The sequence below is a fragment of the Streptomyces sp. NH27 genome (assembly GCF_056859195.1).
In genome coordinates this window covers 1-5,927 of sequence record NZ_JACEGK010000505.1, presented here as the reverse complement: position 1 = coordinate 5,927, position 5,927 = coordinate 1, and the positions used below count along the sequence as shown (strand labels likewise).

The following is a 5,927-nucleotide window of genomic DNA, read 5'->3' as shown; positions in this document are numbered from 1 at the left end:
CCGTGCATGCGCCCGACCTCGCGGCCGGCCGGCTGCACGTGACCCGCGTCCTGCTGACATCGCCCCGGGCATCCGATGCGCACTGACGTCCGCCCGTCGCCCGTGCCCGCGCCACCGTCGGCCGAGGGGCCCGCCGACGCGTCCACCGGCGCGTCCACCGGGCCGCCGTCCGTCGTCGGCGGCCTGGCCGCCGTTCTCGCCACCAGTGCGGCCGCGCACGGTCTGCCCGCTCCCGCCGTCCATCTCCTGGGCCGCCGCGACGAGTTGGCGGTGCCGGGTGGGGACGAACCGGATGCCGTCCACGTGTACGGGCACCACGCGTTGGTGGGGCCGTTCGCACCGGGCGGCGGCCCGGCGTGTGCCCGTTGTCTGGTGCGGCGATGGCAGGCGGTCCGGGGCCGGGGGCTGCGGGAGGCGCTGGAGTCGGGTACGGGCGCGGGCGCGGGTACCCGGGCGGCGGGCGCCTCGCCGTGGCAACTGCCGTTCGCCGCAGACGCGTTGGCCGCGGTGCTCGCGGCGCACACCGCGGCGGCGGCCGGCACCGCGGGGGAGCGGTTCCCGTACGCGTATCTGCTGGACCTGGAGACGTTGCAGGTGACACGGTTCCCGGTGGCTCCCGACGCGGAGTGCCCGGCGTGCGGGGACGCGCCACCGGACACCGCGCCCGCCGCCGCCGTTCCGCTGCCGGTGACACCCAAGCGGTCCGCGGTGGATTTCAGGGGCCGGCCGGCGGACGCGTACGACGTACCGCTGGAGGTCTTCGTCAACCCGGTGGCGGGCATGCTCGGCCCGTCCGTGGTGCCGGACCTGGTGTCGGCGTCGACGTCCTCCACCGTCGGCTCGTTCCTGCTGCGTTCGGGCGACTACCTGCGCGAGTGCTTCTGGGGCGGGCACACCCCCCGCTACCGCTCCAGCGTCCGCGTCGGCCTGCTCGAAGGGCTGGAGCGCTTCGCGGGGATGCGGCCGCGCGGCAAACGCACCCAGGTCGTCGCGGCGTACGACGAACTCGCCCGCACCGCACCGGTGCTCGACCCCCGTACGTGCGGCCTGTACGACGCCGACTTCCACCGCGCGGCGCCCGAGGTGCGCCCGTTCGATCCGGCGCGGCCGATCCCGTGGGTGTGGGGCTACTCGCTGCGCGACCACCGTCCGCTGCTGGTCCCGGAGGTCGTGGCGTACTACCACGCGCCCGGCGGCCTCGCGAACCGCTTCGTGCAGGAGAGCTCCAACGGCTGTGCGTCCGGCGGCAGTTGGGCCGAGGCGGTGTACTTCGGGCTGATGGAGGTGATCGAACGCGACGCCTTCCTGCTCGCCTGGTACGGCCGGGCCCCGCTCACCGAGATCGACGGCTCGGCCAGTCGCCGGCCCGAAACCCGTTCGATGATCGACCGGTTGGCGATGTACGGCTACCGCGCCCGGTTCTTCGACACCCGGATCACCTTTCCGGTACCCGTGGTGACCGCCGTCGCCGAACGCGTCGACGGCGGAACCGGCCGGCTGTGCTTCGGCGCGGGCGCGAGCCTCGACCCGGAGGCGGCACTCGCCGCCGGACTGTGCGAGATCGCCACCGACGCGGTCAACCTGCGCACCAGGACCGTGCGCGACGCGCCCCGACTGCGGTCGATGGCCGCGGACTTCACGAAGGTGCGGGTGCTGCACGACCACCCGCTGATGTACGGACTGCCGGAGATGGCCCGGCACGCCGACTTCCTGCTGGGCACGGCGGGCCGGCCCGGCGACCGCCGGCCGCCCCGGATCACGCCGGCCGCGCTCGCCCGCGACACCGTCGCCCCGGGCGACGACCTGCGCGCCGACGTCGAGGCATGCGTCGCGCAGGTCGCCAGGGCCGGGTTCGACGTGATCGCCGTCGACCAGACCGGCCCCGAGCAGCGGGCGCTCGGCTTCCGCACCGCCGGCGTGATCGTGCCGGGGTTGCTCCCGATCGACTTCGGCTGGAGCCGCCAGCGTGCCCGCCACATGCCCCGGATGCGAAGCGCGCTGCGGGAAGCGGGCCTGCGCGAGCGGGACTTGGACATCGGAGACCTCAACCCGGCGCCGCATCCGTTCCCTTGACCAGGTGACATGGGCCGGACGGCACGGCGAAAAGACGGCAGCAGGGCAGGGCAGTAAGGCAATACGGCAGCACCCAGGCAGTATCCGCAAGGACCGAGAGGCCCGACGAGGAAAGGACCGCCCGTGGGATTCGCCCATGAGTACGCGACCGCGATCGTCCGGCGCGGCCGGTACCCGATGGAGCCGGCCGACTGGGTGCCCGACTGGGCGGACCGGCCGCGCAAGGGGAAGCACTTCCCCGGCGCCGAGACCTTCCCGCTGCCGCACGCCACCCCCGCGCCGCCGCCCGGCGCGACCGTCGAACGCGGCCTGTACGGGCCGCGCGGCAGCGGCGCGTTCACGCTGCCGCTGCTCGCCGGGATGCTGCAGGACTCCTACGGCCTGACCGGCCGCCGCCTCGCCGTCCAGGCCAACTCCGACCTGGGCACGCTGCCGATGTACGCGGAGGCGAACTGGTCGCGGGGCAGCGCGTCCGGCGGCGGCCTGTACCCGGTCGGCACCCACTGGGTCAGCGGACCCGGCGGCCCCCTCACCCCCGGCGTGCACTACTACGACACCCGGCACCACGCGCTGCGCCGGCTGCTCACCGGAGACGTGACACCGCAGGTGCGCGCGGCGGTCGGCGAACCGGCCCTCGGCCACGACCAGTTCCTCGTGCTCACCGTCCGCTTCTGGCAGAACGCCTTCAAGTACAACAGCTTCAGCTACCACGTCGTCACGATGGACACCGGTGCCCTGCTGGCCACTTGGCGGATCTGGGCCCGCGCCCACGGCCTGCACATCGGCCCCGCCTTCTGGTTCGACGAGCCCCGGCTCGGCGACCTGCTCGGCCTGACCGACGACGAGGAGGGCGTCTTCGCCGTGGTCCCCTTGTCCTGGCAGCACTCCACCGCGCGCGAGGCGCAACAGGCGTTTGCGGATACCGGTGTTGCTGCCGCGGCGGTCGACGGCGCGGTAGCCGATGTGGGTTCCGATGCGGCATTCGTTGCGGGTTCCGGCGCGGGATCTGTGCGGGTGGGCCATACCGACCAGGAGCGTTCGGGGTTCACCACGACGTTCGAGACGGTGCGGCGGATGCACGCGGCGACGGTTGACGGTGCGACACGGCGGCCCGCGGCCGACGCGCTCGCGGCGGCGCCGGCGCGGCCGGTCGAGGCGGGCGGCGAGCGGGTCGCGCTGCCCGCGCGGGAGCCGCTGGAGCGCGGGGTGCGGCAGGCGCTGCGGGCCAGGCGCAGCAGCTTCGGCAGGTTCCAGGCGGCGCGTCCGCTGGCGGCCCGGGAACTGGCGACGGTGCTCGCCGCCGCGGACGCCGGCGGCACGCTGGACAGCGACGTGGAGCCCGCGGGCGCCGAACCGCTCACCCGGCAATATGTCTTCGTGAACCACGTGGCGGGCGTGCCGCAGGGCGTGTACACACACGACAGGGCCGACGGTTCCCTGCGGCTGCTGCGGGCCGGCGGGCCGGGGGAGTTCCTCCAGCGCAACTACTTCCTGGCGAACTACAACCTGGAGCAGGCCGCGGCCGTGATCGTGCCGGCCGCGCGTACCCACGCCGTGCTGGACGCCGTCGGAGACCGCGGCTACCGCCTGGTGAACGCGGTGGTCGGCGGCATCTCCCAAGCCGTGTACACCGCGTCGAGCGCCGCCGGCCTCGCCTGCGGAGTGGCGCTCGGGTTCGACGCGATCTCCTTCACCGAGGAGTTGGGGCTCGACGCGACCGGCGAGATCCCCCTGCTGATCATGATGATCGGCCATGAACGGCCCCGGCCGGCCGACTTCCGCTACGAGATCGCCTGAGCGCCCGTGATGAGAGATGTGGACGACGTGAGCGAGGCGAGCGCCACGAGCGCCACCGGCACAGGCATCGGCACCGGCACCGGCACCGCTACAGGAACAGGAACAGGAACAGGCAGCGCGGCCGGCATCGGCGACGATGCGGCGCGGAACTGGCTGCTGCACCGCCGCTTCGTGCTGCGCGTGGCCGGCCTGCCGGTGGAGGTCGTGGAGCGGCTGCGCGACCCGCGGGCACGGGCCTGGGCCGAGCAGGTCCTCGACGCGCAGGACCGGATCGACGCGCTCGCGGACGAGTTGGCGGATCCGCTGACCGCGCTGGTCGGGGCGACCGAGGACGAACGGCAGCGGCGCCGGGTACTGGGCCTGCGCCGCGAGGTGTTCAACGGCCGGGTGCCGCGCGATCCCGATGCCGTACGGGAGTTGGTGCGCGGCGCGGGCGGCGGGACCGGCGCACTGCTGGAGCGCTGGCTTGCCGCGGGGCGGGAACTCGCCGAGGCGCTCGCCACCGGTGGCGCCTTGGTGGAGGACGGACTTGCCGCGGCCCGCGCCGAACTGCGGCGGCTCGCGGCCGAGGAACGGCTCCGGCTCGGCCTGGTCCTGGCCTCGCCGACCCTCGACGGGCAGTTGGACGCGTTCATCGCGGAAAGCGCCGCAGGGCCCGTTCCCGCGCCGGACAAGCGGGCCCGGAAGAAGGAGCGTTCGCTGCTCTCCTACCTGTACCGCACGGCGTGCAAGACCAGCCCGTTCAGCACGTTCACGGCGGTGGCGGCGGGAGAGTTCGAGCAGGCGTCCGGTCAAGGCACCCAAAGAGCACCGGTGTTGCGGGGCGTACTGGGCGACGGCTGGAGCAGCCATCCCCGGTTGAACGTGGTGGTGCTGGCCCGGCTGGCGGAACTGGTCGCCGCCGACCCGGGCCGCCGCGCCGACCTGCCGGTCGCGGTGTCGGCCGGCTGGGACCTGGACGACGACCGGCTGCGCTACGTGCGCCGCTCGGTGACGACGGGCGACGACACCGCGGCGGTCAGCTTCGACGCCGCCCACGACCGGCTGTTCTTCCTGCGCCGCAGCGGCACCCTGGAGCGGATGCTCGGCCTCTTCGCGGACGGCGCGACACCCCGGTACGGCGACCTCGCCGACTGGCTCGCCGCCGAGACCGGGGCCGCGCCCGAAGAGGCCGCCCGCTACCCCGCGACCCTCCTCGACCTCGGCATCCTCCAGATGACCGGCCTGGACACCGACGTGCACACGCCCGACCCGCTGCACTCCTTCCGGGCCGCGCTGCGAGCCCTGGGCCGCCCCTGGGCCGACCGCATCGCCGGCCGTCTCGCGGGCGCCGCCTCCTGTGTCGAGGGCTACGCCGCTGCCGACCTCGCCGGACGGCGCGCCCTGCTTCGTACCCTGCGGATTGAACTGGTAGCCGTCCAGACCGAGTTGGGTGCCGAGTCGCCGACGCTCCCGCAGACGCTGCTCTACGAGGACGTACGCGCCGAGCCCGTGGGCGCCGACCTGGAGCGCTGGACCGAGCTGGCCGCGGCACCGCTGCACGCCCTGGCCCGGGTGCTGCCCGCCTTCGACGTGGCACTGCCGCAGCGGCTGGTACTGAAGGGCTTCTTCCTGGCCCGGTACGGCCGCGGTGGGCGCTGTGACGACGTGCTGCGGCTGGTGCACGACTTCCACGAGGACGTCTTCACCCAGTACCTTCAGTTCACGGCCACCAAGTCGCCCTGGGCGCCGGACGGTTCGGCCGCGCCGGAGGAGAACTGGCTGGGCCTGCCGGAGGTCACCGCGCTGGACCGGGCCCGGGCGGAGTTCACCCGGCGGATGCGCGCGGCATGGCGCGACCACCCGCACGGCGCCGAGGAGTTGCGGCTCGACGAAGCCGCCGTGGACGCGGTCGCCACCGAACTCGCGCCGCTGAACGGCGGGTTCGCCCCGCAGAGCCACTTCGTGCAGCTCGCCGAGCGCGACGGCGACCCGCTGGTGGTCCTCAACAACTCCTACGGCGGCCTGTGCTTCCCCTTCACCCGCTTCACCCACTGCTTCGACGGCCCGGAGGGCAT

Annotated in this window: 3 protein-coding genes; all 3 read left to right on the top strand. The window is 74.2% G+C overall.

Annotated features, from left to right (window positions below):
• Positions 1–75: 75 nt before the first annotated feature.
• A complete protein-coding gene (locus AC13HU_RS30515) occupies positions 76–2,073 on the top strand; it encodes a TOMM precursor leader peptide-binding protein (RefSeq protein WP_483045208.1) in 1,998 nt (665 codons plus the stop codon).
• A 123-nt stretch (positions 2,074–2,196) separates the two neighbouring features.
• A complete protein-coding gene (locus AC13HU_RS30510; RefSeq protein WP_483045207.1) occupies positions 2,197–3,870 on the top strand; it encodes a nitroreductase family protein in 1,674 nt (557 codons plus the stop codon).
• 27 nt (positions 3,871–3,897) lie between these two features.
• Positions 3,898–5,927 (top strand): lantibiotic dehydratase (locus AC13HU_RS30505; RefSeq protein WP_483045206.1); only part of this gene is annotated, 2,030 nt, incomplete at its 3' end.

What these genes read in the sequence shown, in the direction of transcription:
- AC13HU_RS30515 (WP_483045208.1), top strand. Translation starts at nt 76, where the DNA reads ATGCGCACTGACGTCCGCCCGTCGCCCGTGCCCGCGCCACCGTCGGCC.